This window comes from Salmonella sp. 32070601201500089SM (assembly GCF_017573605.1).
Classification (GTDB): domain Bacteria; phylum Pseudomonadota; class Gammaproteobacteria; order Enterobacterales; family Enterobacteriaceae; genus Salmonella; species Salmonella enterica.
The window spans coordinates 413,913-427,963 of the sequence record NZ_JAGETK010000003.1 but is presented as its reverse complement, the minus strand read 5'-3'; the positions used below and the strand labels follow the sequence as shown (position 1 = coordinate 427,963).

At 49.3% G+C, this 14,051-nt stretch carries 15 protein-coding genes and 7 pseudogenes; 8 read left to right on the top strand and 14 right to left on the bottom strand.

Going from position 1 to position 14,051, the window contains the following annotated elements; genetic code table 11:
• Window positions 1-628 precede the first annotated feature (628 nt).
• On the bottom strand, window positions 629-754 hold the full coding sequence (locus J4728_RS08065; RefSeq protein ID WP_000457876.1) for a hypothetical protein: 126 nt from the start codon (window positions 752-754) through the stop codon (window positions 629-631).
• On the opposite strand from J4728_RS08065, the pseudogene J4728_RS23925 reads away from it, so the two are divergent.
• Window positions 745-946, top strand: a pseudogene (locus tag J4728_RS23925) (IS3 family transposase); the annotation flags it as partial. The gene J4728_RS08065 and the pseudogene J4728_RS23925 sit on opposite strands and share 10 nt — an antisense overlap.
• Before the next feature lie 377 nt (window positions 947-1,323).
• On the top strand, window positions 1,324-1,524 hold the full coding sequence (pagK, locus tag J4728_RS08060; RefSeq protein ID WP_010989029.1) for a vesicle-borne virulence factor PagK: 201 nt from the start codon (window positions 1,324-1,326) through the stop codon (window positions 1,522-1,524).
• 96 nt (window positions 1,525-1,620) lie between these two features.
• Here the strand turns inward: pagK and J4728_RS23920 are convergent.
• From J4728_RS23920 to J4728_RS08040, 5 genes and pseudogenes are all read right to left on the bottom strand, one after another.
• Window positions 1,621-2,109: pseudogene (locus J4728_RS23920) on the bottom strand (tail fiber assembly protein); the annotation flags it as partial.
• Window positions 2,076-2,450 (bottom strand): annotated as a pseudogene (locus tag J4728_RS23915) (macro domain-containing protein); the annotation flags it as partial. The pseudogenes J4728_RS23920 and J4728_RS23915, both read right to left, overlap by 34 nt.
• Window positions 2,442-3,673, bottom strand: a pseudogene (locus tag J4728_RS08050) (tail fiber protein); the annotation flags it as partial. The pseudogenes J4728_RS08050 and J4728_RS23915, both read right to left, overlap by 9 nt.
• Window positions 3,636-4,239, bottom strand: a pseudogene (locus tag J4728_RS08045) (phage terminase large subunit family protein); the annotation flags it as partial. The pseudogenes J4728_RS08050 and J4728_RS08045, both read right to left, overlap by 38 nt.
• The gene (locus J4728_RS08040; RefSeq protein WP_001623776.1) at window positions 4,226-4,717 is read right to left on the bottom strand and encodes a DUF1441 family protein; all 492 of its coding nucleotides are present in this window, start codon (window positions 4,715-4,717) and stop codon (window positions 4,226-4,228) included. The pseudogene J4728_RS08045 and the gene J4728_RS08040, both read right to left, overlap by 14 nt.
• A 54-nt stretch (window positions 4,718-4,771) precedes the next feature.
• On the opposite strand from J4728_RS08040, the gene J4728_RS08035 reads away from it, so the two are divergent.
• Together J4728_RS08035 and J4728_RS08030 are read left to right on the top strand one after the other, a co-directional pair.
• Window positions 4,772-4,960 carry a hypothetical protein gene (locus tag J4728_RS08035; protein WP_001532317.1) on the top strand — a complete coding sequence of 63 codons (189 nt, stop codon included), beginning with the start codon at window positions 4,772-4,774 and terminating at the stop codon, window positions 4,958-4,960.
• Window positions 4,961-5,024: 64 nt separating this feature from the next.
• Window positions 5,025-5,192 carry a lytic enzyme gene (locus J4728_RS08030; RefSeq protein WP_000789530.1) on the top strand — a complete coding sequence of 56 codons (168 nt, stop codon included), beginning with the start codon at window positions 5,025-5,027 and terminating at the stop codon, window positions 5,190-5,192.
• Between the two features lie 256 nt (window positions 5,193-5,448).
• Here the strand turns inward: J4728_RS08030 and J4728_RS23910 are convergent.
• A pseudogene (locus tag J4728_RS23910) lies at window positions 5,449-5,523 on the bottom strand (DUF2514 domain-containing protein); the annotation flags it as partial.
• Here J4728_RS23910 and J4728_RS24270 point away from each other — a divergent pair.
• A pseudogene (locus J4728_RS24270) lies at window positions 5,524-6,390 on the top strand (tyrosine-type recombinase/integrase); the annotation flags it as partial.
• Between the two features lie 372 nt (window positions 6,391-6,762).
• Here the strand turns inward: J4728_RS24270 and J4728_RS08015 are convergent.
• From J4728_RS08015 to yobA, 3 genes are read right to left on the bottom strand one after another with little or no spacing between them, the layout of a single operon-like run.
• Entirely contained in the window at window positions 6,763-7,116 is a 354-nt protein-coding gene (locus J4728_RS08015; RefSeq protein WP_000722368.1) for a YebY family protein, read from the bottom strand.
• Between the two features lie 16 nt (window positions 7,117-7,132).
• Window positions 7,133-8,008: a copper homeostasis membrane protein CopD gene (gene copD, locus J4728_RS08010; protein ID WP_208211548.1), complete on the bottom strand. Its 876-nt coding sequence runs from the start codon at window positions 8,006-8,008 to the stop codon at window positions 7,133-7,135.
• Window positions 8,009-8,383: a CopC domain-containing protein YobA gene (gene yobA, locus J4728_RS08005; protein WP_000168395.1), complete on the bottom strand. Its 375-nt coding sequence runs from the start codon at window positions 8,381-8,383 to the stop codon at window positions 8,009-8,011. It lies immediately after the preceding gene.
• Between the two features lie 137 nt (window positions 8,384-8,520).
• Here yobA and J4728_RS08000 point away from each other — a divergent pair, with 137 nt between their 5' ends.
• The 3 genes from J4728_RS08000 to exoX all read left to right on the top strand — a co-directional run bounded on the left by J4728_RS08000 (window position 8,521) and on the right by exoX (window position 10,237).
• Window positions 8,521-8,751 carry a DNA polymerase III subunit theta gene (locus tag J4728_RS08000; protein WP_000856224.1) on the top strand — a complete coding sequence of 77 codons (231 nt, stop codon included), beginning with the start codon at window positions 8,521-8,523 and terminating at the stop codon, window positions 8,749-8,751.
• A gap of 107 nt (window positions 8,752-8,858) precedes the next feature.
• On the top strand, window positions 8,859-9,515 hold the full coding sequence (locus tag J4728_RS07995; RefSeq protein ID WP_000100257.1) for a carbon-nitrogen hydrolase family protein: 657 nt from the start codon (window positions 8,859-8,861) through the stop codon (window positions 9,513-9,515).
• A 23-nt stretch (window positions 9,516-9,538) separates the two neighbouring features.
• Entirely contained in the window at window positions 9,539-10,237 is a 699-nt protein-coding gene (gene exoX / locus J4728_RS07990; protein ID WP_208211546.1) for an exodeoxyribonuclease X, read from the top strand.
• A 34-nt stretch (window positions 10,238-10,271) separates the two neighbouring features.
• Here the strand turns inward: exoX and ptrB are convergent, their stop codons facing one another.
• From ptrB to yebG, 4 genes are all read right to left on the bottom strand, one after another.
• The gene (ptrB, locus tag J4728_RS07985; RefSeq protein ID WP_000936999.1) at window positions 10,272-12,323 is read right to left on the bottom strand and encodes an oligopeptidase B; all 2,052 of its coding nucleotides are present in this window, start codon (window positions 12,321-12,323) and stop codon (window positions 10,272-10,274) included.
• A 213-nt stretch (window positions 12,324-12,536) separates the two neighbouring features.
• Window positions 12,537-13,196: a tellurite resistance TerB family protein gene (locus tag J4728_RS07980; RefSeq protein ID WP_208211544.1), complete on the bottom strand. Its 660-nt coding sequence runs from the start codon at window positions 13,194-13,196 to the stop codon at window positions 12,537-12,539.
• 93 nt (window positions 13,197-13,289) lie between these two features.
• Window positions 13,290-13,643: a protein YebF gene (yebF, locus tag J4728_RS07975; protein ID WP_001042123.1), complete on the bottom strand. Its 354-nt coding sequence runs from the start codon at window positions 13,641-13,643 to the stop codon at window positions 13,290-13,292.
• Between the two features lie 67 nt (window positions 13,644-13,710).
• Window positions 13,711-14,001, bottom strand: a complete 291-nt coding sequence (gene yebG / locus J4728_RS07970) for a DNA damage-inducible protein YebG (RefSeq protein ID WP_000257723.1) — start codon at window positions 13,999-14,001, stop codon at window positions 13,711-13,713.
• Window positions 14,002-14,051 lie beyond the last annotated feature (50 nt).

The following is a 14,051-nucleotide window of genomic DNA, read 5'->3' as shown; positions in this document are numbered from 1 at the left end:
TGATTACATCGAAATGTTTTATAACAGTAAGCGTCGGCATGGTTCGAGCGATAAGATGCCACCGACAGAATATGAAAACCGATATTACCGACGACTCGAAAGTGTCTAGATTATCCGTGGCAACTCACTCTTTAAAGTAACTCTTTGTTCCATTACGATAGTTTAAATATGATGTTCTGAATGGGCCTTCACTACATGAACAGGAAAGGCTCAGGATAACCACTTCTCAGACATTAAAAGCAAATGAGAAAACCAAGGGGGCCTAAACCTGCCGCCAGGGAACAAACCTTTGCACAGTCTGCAGTGCTACCACCGTCCCCTATGCACCCCAGGGCGAACGCTGGCTGGGCAGCAGACGACAACAGCAGAAGAGTTGTTATGAATAAAACTTTACGTGATTTAATAAGAGAAAACATATTATTACCCTCATAGTAAGCAGTATTAAATAAGCCGGGATATATCTGATGTTCAATCAGTCCCTCATATAGGGTTAGCACCATAGCGAGTCGTTTTCACAAAAAACACAGACTGTTGAAACTTTATTTATCACTTTGACATTTGCAATACATGACACGTGATTAGCTTCAGCCGCCATTATAGGGAAAGCTCCATTTCCATACTCATTTACTCACTTCTCCCTGCGGAAAAAGAAATGCAGTATAGCCAGCGTGGTGCTTTTGCTGAAACCAGGCGCGAGCAACACGGCAATGATGATCGGCGTCAGAATGAGTTCGGAATCGGCATTGGCAAACAAGGCGCACAGTCGTTAATACCCACCAGCAGTTCCGCCAAGACTGCGACAATGTCGTAAGAGAGGCCTTCAGCCAGGCAAAACAGCGCTACGGTGCGCCCCGGCTTGCTGAGGAAGTGAACCTGGGGCCTGAGGTACAATGTAAAAACGATAGCGTCCAGCCTGCGCCATCAGGGTCTGCGGCGATCTCAGTCCGGAACAATTTGAAAACCAGAACCTCGCTTAAGGCTGTGTCCACAATACGCGGACAGGATCAAAACTGTTAGTGTGGCTGGCTTACAAGAATGAAGTGAAGTTGATTGATATAACAAACACTCCTGATAATGTTAACTGGCCTGTTCCTCCGGGGGAGCGAGCCAGCCATGATTTGAAAAGCACATGAAATCACTTTCACATGAATTAATTTACATTGGAAATAAAATATAATAGTGCTTATCATTTTTATTTAAGTCAAATATTTTATAAATGGTTTTTATTTACTCACCTGATGGTAATGAATAACGTTTAATATCTATAGTAAAGGATGCTGTAACCGTAAGGATAGTGTGCCACAATTTAACAGGTAACATATTATGAAACACGTCAAGAGCGTATTTTTAGCAATGGTTTTAATATTACCATCTTCACTATATCCTGCTCTTACAATAGCGGCAGACTCTCAAGATCATAAAAAAGAAGAAACAATTAAGCCAATGCCTCAAAAGTGGTGTAATCTTTGGCCTGCTGGCATACCCTTCCCTGAAGATTGGTTTAAAATGTGTAGAGGTTATTGAGTATAAATTTAATATACTAACCAGTAACCATATCAGTTATGACAGACAGGCCTTCTTCATATTTGCTATAAATAAGGCCTGAGCTTTCCTGACAAATTATAAACTACTGGCTGGTTTCTCCGGCCAGACAGGCTTTAAAGTATCAACACGGTTTACCTGTACCCGGTACTTTCTCCATGCCAGAAGAGAAGCTTTTTCTTTATTGGTTGCTTTGTCCAGATCCACTGCATCCTGTAACGGCGCGATTTTTTCAGACGCTATTTGCAGGAGTCTGTTTTTCGTTCCTTCAGCTTCACGAAGTCTGGCTGCGGCCTCCGCAGCTTCATCATTCATCCAGACCTGAGCCTTACTATCCCATTTTTTGTATCCACCACCTGGTGAAACTGATGTGACGTTTTCAGGTAGCGGACCAAGATCGGAGATATAAACCTGATTGCCGGTTGTTGTGTCGTAAACCGTCTCGCCGCGGTGATCCTCCTGCAGACTCCACGTTTGGGTTTCAGCGTCAAAAACAGCAATATGACTGGAGGGAATATCAGGAGGGGCTATATCAGTACAATTTGCCGGGCGACGCTGTCCGGGGGGACCTGACCACATCCGGCCCCCATTGCAGGTAATGCAACAGATGTAATTTTCCGGTCTTCTCCGGCGCTTTTATTGTGCTGAAAAATTGCCAGTAACGCAGCCCGTGTTGCATTATAAACCGCGTCGGTGCCGTCAATAATCAGCGGAACGCGCATCGTCGGGGCGTGAACCAGCCACGGATGTTTACTGTTACCCGTTTCAATAACAAAGGCGGTGCCGACGGGCTGTTCCCCCAGGTATTCACGGATGATATTTTGCTGTACCCGTTCCTGTAATTGCGACCCGAAATATGCCGTAATAGCAGCATCCACACCGCCGTCCATAAGACCAAAGGTTTCCGCATTACCGTCTGCGTCCACAATAACGACGTGTCCGTGTGGACCGATATACATGGTGTGCTCGTGTCCTCCGATATAAACTGTATGCGCATGGTCGCCAGCGGCCTGTGTCCACGCACCACCTCCTAGCTGAAATGAAGTGTGATTGGAATCTCCCCAGTATGAGTTGATATAACCGCCGAACTGGTTAGTATGATTGCCCGTGGTATTGGTCGATTTCGTGCCGTAATCAAAGGATGAGGTAGTTTTTGTCCCTAAGTCGATATCCTGCGCCCGCGCGGTGTACGAGTGCGATTTGTTGCCGTCCATCTCCTGAGAAAGTACAGCTCGCCCACTGGCGGGTTTACCTTTGATTGTCCAGCCTCACATGTCAGGGATAATGCCGGACGGATACGCTATAGCCAGTAACGGGTAAGCAGATTTATCAAACGATTGCCCCTGCATCAGAGCGTAACCTGCCGGAGTAGCATCAGACGGCCATGCTATCGCCGCACCTACTGGATACGAATCCGGTGGCGGATTTAGTGAGGTGTAGAACATCGCCCATTCTGACCACTCAGCGTCGGCGGTATCTCGATGGCTGCGAATATATGCAGGTGCAGGAGCACCATTAACCCCACTCCATCCGATTAATACTCTCCATCACCGGTTCCGGTCAGACGCAAAATATTCCCGTATTGCGTTGGGTAACCGTTATTGTAAACCTCGCCCATTATCAGGCCGCTATCACTGCCTCTTGTCGTACCAGTCAGTGCCGGAAGCCCGCCGCGTGATGCCAGTCTGTTCGCTGCAACAGCCGTACCTGATGCAGGGAGCGCTCCGATATTTTGTACAAACAGCGGCTTTTCCGGAATATCGCCACCGTTCTGTGATTTTTGTAACGCATCGGCGGCATGATTTATCGTTTCCCGTAAACCAACGTATTCGATAAAACCATCAGCGCTTTTTCCTGACAGCGCCGTCAGGGTTTCGTCCAGCGGCTGCTTGCCCGCCAGTTTATTCAGTACCGTGATGGCAAAGTTCGGATCGTTTCCCAACGCGTCAGCCAGTTCCTGCAGGGTGTCCAGCGCTTCCGGCGCAGAACCAACCAACTGCGCCACTTTCGCAACCACAAACGCTGCCGTGGCAATTTCAATACCTGCAGCTGTGGTTTCCGGCATTGGTGCCGTTGGCGTACCGGTCAGTGCCGGACTGTCCAGCGGGGCTTTGGTCTGTACCTCCCCCATACCCCACCATGTTTTCCATCGCTGGCTGGAACCAGTCGCCGCAGTGTGGACAGGGCCAGTACCACCGACGGCGATCGCCCCGGTTATAAAGAGAAAGAATGCCTGTCGTGGGTGGGGCCTCGTGCGGCGAAGAACGCCGCCATTTCACATCGGTGATTTCCCGACCAGGCGAACTCTCTGCCAGTGTCATCCCCGCAGACATAAAGGTGGTGGTACGTTTGGATGCCAGGGAAAAACCATCTCCCTCGCCATCGATATCTTCAGGGAAACGGTCATAGTCGGTCAGCGCCACCCGCTTGTAATCCGACGAAGAAAAAACGGTTATGGACGGCCAGCCAATTTGCAGGAATGAACCATCACGAAACATTTTATCGTGGACGTTGTTGTCATTTCGGGAAGGACTGAGACGCTAACGTGTCATCCCAAGGAACCGCCGTATTGGCACCGCGGGGAACAAACATAAATTGTTTTATTCCTTCCGCTACCGGCATTCTGCGTGGAGGCCTGAGATATTCAGCAACCTCCCGGCGTACTGCCGCTGCGGAGCCATATTTATTCCCCGTCATCGTCTGCGGTCTCCTGTATTGCCTTAACTAACAGTATTCTGGCCTCATCCACCACATCCTGGGCCTCGTTTAGCTGATCCGCAGACCATCCCTTATCCCTTTCCAGTTTATCCGACCAGACTTCAAGTACCTGCGTAATGGCCTTGACTATCGCCGCCATTTGTTGACGGACTTCCGGCAACGGGACGACCTGCTTCATCTCTTTTTCCAGCCAGAAACGCCCCTTTTCGGAGTCAAACCAGTTCTTACGCTCTTTTGGAGTCATTTTATTCGGGTCCTGATGTTCAGCAGCCTGGGAAACGGGCGTTTCCATCAGTACGCGGATCACATCCGTCAGGAGATACAGCTTGTTTTTTTCATTGCTTCCCAGTGCCAGGGGAACGCCCGAGAGGCGACTGACAACCGTCTGTCGATGTAACCCTGTAATAGCGGCAAGCTGACAGATATTGCATTTGAGGTTCTTCAGTTCGTCATCCATTTTTACCTCTGGGGCTGTTTCTTAGCGCGCCCTCCCCCGGAAAAACAAAATATAATGAACAAAAAACATACAAACCATCATCTTTTAAAAATAAATGACATTAAAACAGAGAGTTACAACATGATGATGATGCATGAAAAATCAAAAATGCGCCAAATCCCGCGCCGCTGCCGTCCCGTGGCAGACCGCCCCGCCGGGAGTACCTTTTTAAAATGCGAACAATTATCAACAACTACCACTTAATGATTATTTATTTCATTTTGCGATATTGATTATCATTTTCAATAACAACACACAGAGAACATAAATGAAAAACATCATCACTATTATCGTAGCCATTATTATCGTTTTTTATGCAGGTATGTGGTCGCAGAAATTCCTGATGGAAGATGAGTGCCTTGATTCAGGTGGTTCATACAATGAAAATGGAATTTGCAATATTGCAGGCAGTCATCAGGATGTTCCCCCTAAGTAAGCAGAATGCTTTTTAAATTCGTTACCCACCTCTACAGATAAGGAGGCGAATGGTCACTAAAAGTAAAATACATTGCAGAAGAATTTCCGGAAAGTTGTTATTCCAGCACCCCGACAGGTTATTCAGACAGATTTCAGCTATATCAAAACTGAGTGAGTACTTATCAGTTTCATCTGGTGAAAAACCTGTTCTTATTCATCTGGTTCCATCTGATGATATGTAGTCACTTTTTTACAGCAATATTACAGGGGGAGTTTCAATGCCTCCTGTAATTATTTGACTCTCTCACCGAATCATATACTCGTTCACACGTCATTCCTGCCCGGTAGCGGACTCATTCACTGTGTCCGCATGGATTGATCGCTATGAGGTTTTATTACAGCGCCGGAGTCTGTCGGTTAATACCTACAAGATTCGCAGTAATCAATTAGCGACCGTGAGCGAAAAAATGGGGGAAATGATACTGGCAGAGGTGACCACGCGGCATATTGCTGAGTTTCTGGAGTCATGGATCGCGGAAGGTAAAAACACGATGGCGGGGGCGATGAGGTCTGTACTATCTGACATGTTTCGTGAGGCAATTGTGGAAGGAAGAATAACAACGAATCCGGTTGAGCCAACCCGAGCACCTGAAATTAAGGTTGCCAGGGAACGCCTGCAACTGGAAACATATAACGCCACGCGGACGGCGGCAGAACATCTGCCTGTGTGGTTTCCTCTTGCGATGGATCTCGCGCTGGTTACTGGTTAACGTAGGGAGGATATCGTAAATATGAAATTTAGTGATGTTTTTGACAACCGCTTATACGTAACTCAGATTAAAACCGGAATGAAAATAGCCATTCCCCTCTCCCTGACACTTCAGGCGCCAGGGTTACGTCCGGGAACGGTTATCGATCGCTGCCGGCTGGTAAGCAGAACCGATCTCATGATCAGTGCCGGAATCAGGAAAAATAGCCCGACCGGGAATATTCACCCGGATGGATTGATAAAGACATTTGTAAAAGCCAGAAAAATTTCAGGCGTTAAATTTAGTGATAACCCACCGACATTTCACGAGATCCGTAGCCTGGCTGGTCGGCTGTACAAAGACGAACTCGGCGAGGAATTCGCTCAAAAACTCCTGGGCCACACCTCAGAGAACACCACGAAACTCTATCTCGATGAACGCGATAATAAAGCTTACGTGATGCTCTGATTTTGTTGTAAAAGAAATGTTAAACTGGATTTGGATGTGATATAACCAAAAAGACCGGAATACAGAAATTCGAGGAAATTTCGAGGAATTTCGAGGGAAAACACATAACCAATTGATTTATAATCGAAATAAAAAGAGACCGAATACGATTCCTGTATTCGGTCCAGGGAAATGGCTCTTGGGAGAGAGCCGTGCGCTAAAAGTTGGCATTAATGCAGGCTAAATCGCCTTGCCCTTTAAGAATAGATGACGACGCCAGGTTTTCCAGTTTGTGACGAAGGTGATTGAAAAAACCTGGCGTTTTGTCTGTCATCAGAGATAAAAAACCGTAAGCCTTTTCGTGAAGGTTTACGGTTTTTTATTAAAAATCAGTCAGCTATTGGATGGATCACAAAGCTTTTGCGCACGTTCGATAAACGGCGCCAGACTCATTTTCTCACCGGGCTTCGCCGGGTTATCGATTTGAATGACGGCAATAGGCTGAGCGCGCGTTTTACCCTCCGCTACTTGCTGTTCGGCAATGGCATTCAAGGGATACTGCACCAGCGTACTGGGGTTGATCACATAGAGCGCCTGGCCAGGCCGACAGGTCAACATGACCTCTTCCCGATTAAACGCCCACTTGTCTTTTCCTACTTCAAAACGACTTACGGTAATCACCTGCGGCGCCGCCAACGCTACGCCCGAAGTGGCCAGCAGAAGCGCCGGAAGGAGTATTTTTTTCATTCGTTATGCCAGTCCATCAGAAAGGTTCGAGGGTTGCAAACAGGCTGACGATCGCCAGAACTATGCCTCCAACTCCCCATTCAATTTGCGTCATCCTGACAAACCATAGGTCAGTCCGGGGATTTTCCTGTCGCATACGTGGTACGAGAACATACCGATTCGTCAGCGCAATTGCTACCATAAGCACGACCAGCGCACATTTTAACAAAAGCAACTGTCCATAGGTGGTCTGCCAGATAGCGGTAAATCCCGTGATAAATAGCGTGTTGCCAATGCCTGTGAGCAATACGCCCGCCACAAAAAAGTGACCATAACGAGAAAAACGCATCATGGCGCTAATAGCATGTTGACGCCAGCGTCCCTGAGCCATGCGCATACAATAAACCACTGGCAACAGCCCACCAAACCAGGCAGCGGCACAGAGTAAATGCAGAGCATGGTTAATCTGCTGTAATGTTCCCGCTACACCGTCGCGCATCGTCGCATGTCCAACGCCTGCCAGCAGGATAAACTGAGCAACGGTTAGAATAAGAAGCCGTCGTTGCATTTTTACCGGCGCAATGACTACCACCGCCAGCGTGACCAGCGCGAGGATAATTTGCCATATCCAGACCGCGCCAAAGCGGGTTTGCAGTACCGCGCCCCACACCGAGACGGAAAAAACATCGGGCCAGCCGCCGCCCATCAGCCCGCCCTGAATCGCCAGCATAAAAGCCGCGCTGATAACGCTCCAGGCGGCGGCATGTCGTTGCAGATGTAAAAATCGATGCGTCATTAAACGACGAATTGGTGCGGGTGCCAGCCAGGCGCCGTAAAGCGCGCAGCCGTAGACCAGCATCAAACTAGCAAAATGAATAAATCGGAGAGTTATCCAGACGAATGTCAGCATCATTTATTTCACGCTGAAGGTGTATTTCCCTTTTGTTTTATGTCCATCCACCGACACAACGTGCCAGTCTACCGTGTAAGCGCCAGATTTTAACGGCTGCTCAAGCGGGATAATCAACTGCGTTTTATCCTGTTCATTTCGCTTTGCCGGGCGCGTTTTGATGAGCTCTTGCTGAGGGCCAGTAATGGTTGCGCCGCTGAACCCTGGCTCAATCCCTTCAGAGAAATTCAGGGTCAGCGCCTGTGGCGAGGCAGTAACGGCAGCATTCGCCGCTGGATACTGATGCGTCAGGTGCGCATGTGCCCAGGCCGCTGGCGTCACAAATGTCGATGCCAGCAGCAGTAAAGCTAAACGTCGCGATGGTGCAGAAGAAGCCATATTCACTATTCCTTTTTGTTATACCTACGTTACAAAGAATAACCTTCAACAATCAATGAGTCGAGGATCATCATTTCCATCTTGCCATTACCGCGGACTCTTAGTACCTTCTGGCGGCAACAAAAAAGGAGACACGTATGAAAACAAATCTGGCTCAGCTTGAACAAGCGGAAATGGATAAAGTCAATGTGGACCTGGCGGCAGCCGGGGTGGCATTTAAAGAGCGCTACAATATGCCAGTTGTCGCGGAGGCGGTCGAACGTGAGCAGCCAGAGCATCTACGCGCCTGGTTTCGTGAGCGGCTGATTGCCCATCGTCTGGCTTCCGTATCACTATCCCGACTCCCTTACGAACCCAAAGTTAAATAAAAATTATATAACGTTACACTTCCTTACATGCAGACGACTACATTATAAGGCGATTCTTAACCTATGCTTTTTAGAATGGCTGTAGAGACTATGAAAAGGAAGTCATTATGTCCTCCTGGAAAATTGCTGCTGCGCAGTATGCGCCCCTGAACGCTTCGCCGGCGGAGCATGTCGCCCATCATCTGGAATATATTGAGCTTGCGGCTCGTCAACAGTGCGAACTGCTGGTCTTTCCGTCACTGTCGCTATTAGGCTGCGACGAAAGAAATAAATCGTTGCCCGCCCCGCCTGACGAGGCGCTTTTACAGCCGCTCACTCATGCGGCCGATACCCACCATATGACTATCATTGTGGGTATGCCTGTTGAGCATAACTGCCGCTTCGTAAAAGGCATCGCTATTTTTGCCCCATGGCTAACGTCGCCGCTCATGTTTCACAAAAGTCATGGCGCCTGTATTGCCAGGCAGCGAAGCGCTATCAACGTGGTGGATGAGCAGCCAGAAGGTGGTGATATAGATCCCTCATTTACGTTATTCACAACCAGTCAATGTCTTAACGAACCTGAACTCCATGCTTCTACCTCACGCTTACAACGTTTTTCGCATAAATATGCGCTGGCCGTACTGATGGCCAATGCCTGTGGCAGTAGCGCGCTGTGGGATGAAAGCGGGCAACTTATTGTTCGTGCCGATTGCGGTTCGCTATTACTGACGGGCCTGCGCACAACCGAGGGTTGGCAAGGCGATATCATTCCATTACGCTAAGGTCTTTGGGTGAGGAATGAATCATGTTGCGGATTATAGACACGGAAACCTGCGGGCTGCAGGGCGGGATCGTAGAGATAGCCTCTGTAGATGTCATTGATGGCAACATTGTCAATCCCATGAGTCACCTGATACGCCCCGATCGCCCTATTACGCCGCAGGCGATGGCGATACACCGTATTACCGAAGCCATGGTCGCCGATAAGCCGTGGATTGAAGATGTCATACCGCTTTATTACGGTAGTGAGTGGTATGTCGCTCACAATGCCAGTTTCGACAGACGCGTATTACCTGAATTGCCGGGTGAGTGGATCTGTACCATGAAGTTGTCGCGACGCCTGTGGCCGGGAATAAAATACAGCAATATGGCGCTCTATAAATCGCGCAAACTAAGCGTACAAACGCCGCCGGGGCTGCATCATCACCGGGCGCTTTATGATTGCTATATCAGCGCCGCCTTGCTGATTGATATTATGCGAACCACCGGCTGGACCGCGGAAGAAATGGTCAATATCACGGGCCGTCCTGCGCTGTTAACCACTTTCCCGTTCGGTAAATACCGCGGTAAGGCGGTATCTGAAGTCGCAAAACGCGATCCGGGCTATTTACGCTGGCTTTTTAATAACCTTGATAATATGAGCCCGGAACTTCGCCTGACGCTTAAACACTACCTGGAAGATGTTCAGGCTGGCGAGCAACGCAGCAATGGAACACCACAATAACCCGCGACGCTCACAAGCCGTTGCGGGCGCGCGTCTATGCGCTATGTAAGGTTCCCTGCGCCAGGCCGATTAAAAAGGCGAACTCCAGCGCGACGCCTTCGTAGGATTTAAACCGCCCCGACTTACCACCGTGCCCGGAGTCCATATCCGTACATAACAGCAGCAGACGTTGGTCCGTTTTTAGCTCGCGTAATTTTGCCACCCACTTCGCCGGTTCCCAGTATTGCACCTGGGAGTCGTGCAATCCTGTCGTCACCAGCAGGTGCGGATAGTCCTGCGCTTTGACATTGTCATAAGGACTATAGCTTTTCATATAGTCATAATATTCAATATCCTGCGGGTTCCCCCACTCTTCAAACTCTCCTGTCGTTAGTGGGATCGACTCATCCAACATCGTGGTTAATACATCAACAAAGGGTACCTGGGCAATAACGCCGTGGAAAAGCTCGGGGCGTTCGTTGATAGCGACGCCCATTAGCATTCCGCCCGCGCTCCCGCCCATCCCATAACACAGCGACGGCGAACCGTAACCCAGTTTTAATAAGGCATCGCAGGCATCAAGATAGTCATTAAAAGTATTCCGCTTTTTGAGGAACTTGCCATCTTCATACCACTGCTGCCCCAGCTCACCGCCGCCGCGAACGTGTACGATTGCGTAAACAAAGCCACGATCCAGCAAGCTCAGTCGGCTGCTGCTGAAGTCGGCGTCAATACTGGAACCGTAAGATCCGTAACCGTAAACCAGAAGCGGATTTTGCCCTTTACGAAAATACTTCTGATGATAAACTAGCGATACCGGCACTTCGACGCCGTCGCGCGCGGTGATCCACAGGTGTTCGCTCTGATAACAGCCAGAATCAAACCCAGGCACTTCCGTCTGTTTAAGTACCCGTCGCTCTCCGGTATCCATATCCAGTTCAAACAAGGTATCTGGCGTCGTCATTGAAGAATAGCCGTAACGCAGCCGGGAGGTCTCAGGTTCGGGATTATAGGCAAGCCACGTCACGTAAGCCGGATCGTCAAAGGCGATGCCTATCACTTCACGGGTTTTACGGTTAATTTGCCGCAGGCTGGTAAGCCCCCGTTGACGCTCTTCTACTACTAACCAGTCGGTAAACAGGGTAAACCCTTCCAGCATAATATGCTCGCGCGGAGGGATCAGCTCTTCCCAGGCGTTTTCATTGCGCACGCGGGTACGGTACAACCCAAAGTTTTTACCGTTCCGGTTAGAGCGCAGGTAAAACTTATGTTGATAGTGATCGAGACTATATTCGTGGTCTTTGCGGCGCGGTAAGAATGAAAACGGCTCGGCATCGGCCAGTTCCGCGTCAAGTAATAGCACTTCGCTAGTGGTGGCGCTGGCAAGATGAATTACCACATAATGCTGCGAAGTGGTTTTATGCAGGCTGACATAAAAGGTATCGTCTTTCTCTTCATATACCAGTTCATCTTGCGATGACGGAGTGCCAATCGTGTGTCGCCAAACCTGATAGGGCAGCAGCGTCTTCTTATGCTTACGCACATAGTAAAGAGTCAGGGAATCATTGGCCCAGACAAATTCAGGCGCAACGTTATCCAGCAGTTCCGGATACCAGTTACCGCTTTCGAGGTTACGAAAACGCAACCCATACTGACGACGGGATAAATAATCTTCTGCCAGCGCCATGATGGTATTATCCGGCGTAATGGCAAGCCCGCCGAGCGTATAAAATTCGCTGTGCGCGGCCCGCTGGTTCGCATCGAGCAAGGTTTCCCACACATCCCACTCTTCGCTTAACGCCGATTGTCGTTGATAGATGGCATATTCGCAGCCGGGTTCATAGATATAACGGTAGCGATAGCCATTTTTCACATACGGAGCGGAAACTTCTCTGGGCGGGATGCGATCGATAATTTCTTTTAGAATGCGGTCCTGTAACGCCTGCTGAGAGGTCATGACCTTCCGGCCATACTCATTTTCCTGATGCAGGTAATCAAGGACTTCCGGCTGCGAGCGAGTGTCATCTCGCAGCCAGTAATAATTATCAATGCGCGTATCGCCATGTACGGTCATGGCATAGGGAATTCGATTGGCTTTTGGCAACATGTCGTTTTTTCTTTTGCGTTAATATTTGTTATATATCACGCGGCAAACACAGCGGCTTAGCATGGTAGTCCCGGTCCGCTCACCTCGGTAAGCGCCTGAGATGTCACTGCTTCGCCGCTATCTTGCAACATGAATGACGTAAACTATCCATCCTATAAGGGTGGCAAAAGACACGCATGATGCAAGCGAAACATGTTACTTAATGGCAGGTTATCAGCCTGGTAGCGCCTGTTTTTGCTGCTGCAAGTCCTGCTCGATACCGTCCCGAACCTCCTGAGGAATTTTTAGTGCGTCTCCTAACGCATTCAGATAGCTACGTTCCATAAAGTGGTCAATATCAATGGCGGCGCAGCTCAGGAAGTAGATTTCCAGAGCTTCTTCTTCATTGCGAATGCCCTGTGCCAGACGTTGTGGATCAAGCGGCTGCTCAATAGCTTTCTCGATAAACACACGCCCTTGCTCTTCCACGCCTGATTCTCGCAGTTGGTGCTCAATCGCCGCGCGTTCTTTGGCATCAATATGCCCATCGCTTTTTGCAGCAAAAACCAGTGTCAGGATCAGTCGCTCAGTGCGAACATCCAGCGGCGTACTTTGGCTGCCGAATTGCGGCTCCCCCTGATGCGCAGCGCGTACTTTATCTTTGTACTTATTCCACAATACGGAACCCGCTACCGCGCCGCCGCCCACCAGCAAAGCGCCAGTACCGTATTTAGTTAATAATTTGCGCGAAGACTTATTGGCGACCAACAGTCCAGCCAGACCGCCCAGCGCGCCGGGAACCAGCAGTTTATTTAACCCCTGTTCACCGGAAGGCGATGCGGAAGCGCCTTTTTGCCCAAGAAGTGATTGTAATTGGTTCAACCAGTTAGCCATAGTACCCCTCAAATACAGACCAATAATGGTCAAGCGTACCTGAGGAGATGTCAGGAATTGTCTGTTCCGGCAAAAGAAGCGCAAATTACGCTGCTAGCGGGGCTTATATTCCGCCTTGCCGGCTTTGCAATCAACGATGACCTGATAATGAATGTCGGCACTTTTACCGCGAACAGTTAGCGGAACTGTCCATTTATCATTTTGACCCACAACGTCCTGCACATTAACCCACGCGACCGGGTCAGCCTGCCCGACCTTTTTTTGGTCGTCGGCCCACCGCACGATACGATTTTGCTGGTAGTCGCGCTTCACGCTTGCCGCAATCCCGGCGGCATCCAGCCCTTCGCACTGCGGAAACTTAACCGATTTACTCTCGGTGGATGCCGCAAATGCCGATACGCTGGCGGATAACAGCAGCAGGCTCAACAACGCTCCTCTTTTATTCATACTTTTCTCCTTAGCACAATGATTCAGGAAAAGCATGGTACAAAACGCCGGGAGCGCAAGTACGGGTTCAGGCGGCTTGCTTTTTCGTTTTACTCGCGGCGTCCTTTTCAACCGCCTGCGGAGAAGGCAACTTACCGGTTTTGAGGATAGTACTTAACACCTCTTTATGTTCCGCCAGCCACAGCGACAACGCTTCGCGCTGCCCATCTTCCAGCACGACTGGCGACTGCTCAAGCCAGGTATCAAGAAGATCGGCAGTATCGAGCATTTTGTCCCAGGCGTCGGCTTCCTTTTTACTGGTAAATGACATCTTCTCCTCACCCTCGCGAATGACTACGTATTTAACTTCAACCGCCATTTTGCAGCCCCTTATTTACCTGTGTTTATATACAGTATATTGCAAGACAG

Coding starts and splice junctions, on each gene's coding strand:
- copD (WP_208211548.1), bottom strand. CDS start 8,008: ATGATGCTGACATTCGTCTGGATAACTCTCCGATTTATTCATTTTGCT.
- pagK (WP_010989029.1), top strand. CDS start 1,324: ATGAAACACGTCAAGAGCGTATTTTTAGCAATGGTTTTAATATTACCA.
- yebG (WP_000257723.1), bottom strand. CDS start 14,001: ATGGCGGTTGAAGTTAAATACGTAGTCATTCGCGAGGGTGAGGAGAAG.
- J4728_RS08040 (WP_001623776.1), bottom strand. CDS start 4,717: ATGGATGACGAACTGAAGAACCTCAAATGCAATATCTGTCAGCTTGCC.
- ptrB (WP_000936999.1), bottom strand. CDS start 12,323: ATGTTGCCAAAAGCCAATCGAATTCCCTATGCCATGACCGTACATGGC.
- yebF (WP_001042123.1), bottom strand. CDS start 13,643: ATGAATAAAAGAGGAGCGTTGTTGAGCCTGCTGCTGTTATCCGCCAGC.
- J4728_RS07995 (WP_000100257.1), top strand. CDS start 8,859: ATGTCCTCCTGGAAAATTGCTGCTGCGCAGTATGCGCCCCTGAACGCT.
- J4728_RS08030 (WP_000789530.1), top strand. CDS start 5,025: ATGAAAAACATCATCACTATTATCGTAGCCATTATTATCGTTTTTTAT.
- J4728_RS07980 (WP_208211544.1), bottom strand. CDS start 13,196: ATGGCTAACTGGTTGAACCAATTACAATCACTTCTTGGGCAAAAAGGC.
- J4728_RS08000 (WP_000856224.1), top strand. CDS start 8,521: ATGAAAACAAATCTGGCTCAGCTTGAACAAGCGGAAATGGATAAAGTC.
- exoX (WP_208211546.1), top strand. CDS start 9,539: ATGTTGCGGATTATAGACACGGAAACCTGCGGGCTGCAGGGCGGGATC.
- J4728_RS08035 (WP_001532317.1), top strand. CDS start 4,772: ATGAACAAAAAACATACAAACCATCATCTTTTAAAAATAAATGACATT.
- yobA (WP_000168395.1), bottom strand. CDS start 8,383: ATGGCTTCTTCTGCACCATCGCGACGTTTAGCTTTACTGCTGCTGGCA.
- J4728_RS08015 (WP_000722368.1), bottom strand. CDS start 7,116: ATGAAAAAAATACTCCTTCCGGCGCTTCTGCTGGCCACTTCGGGCGTA.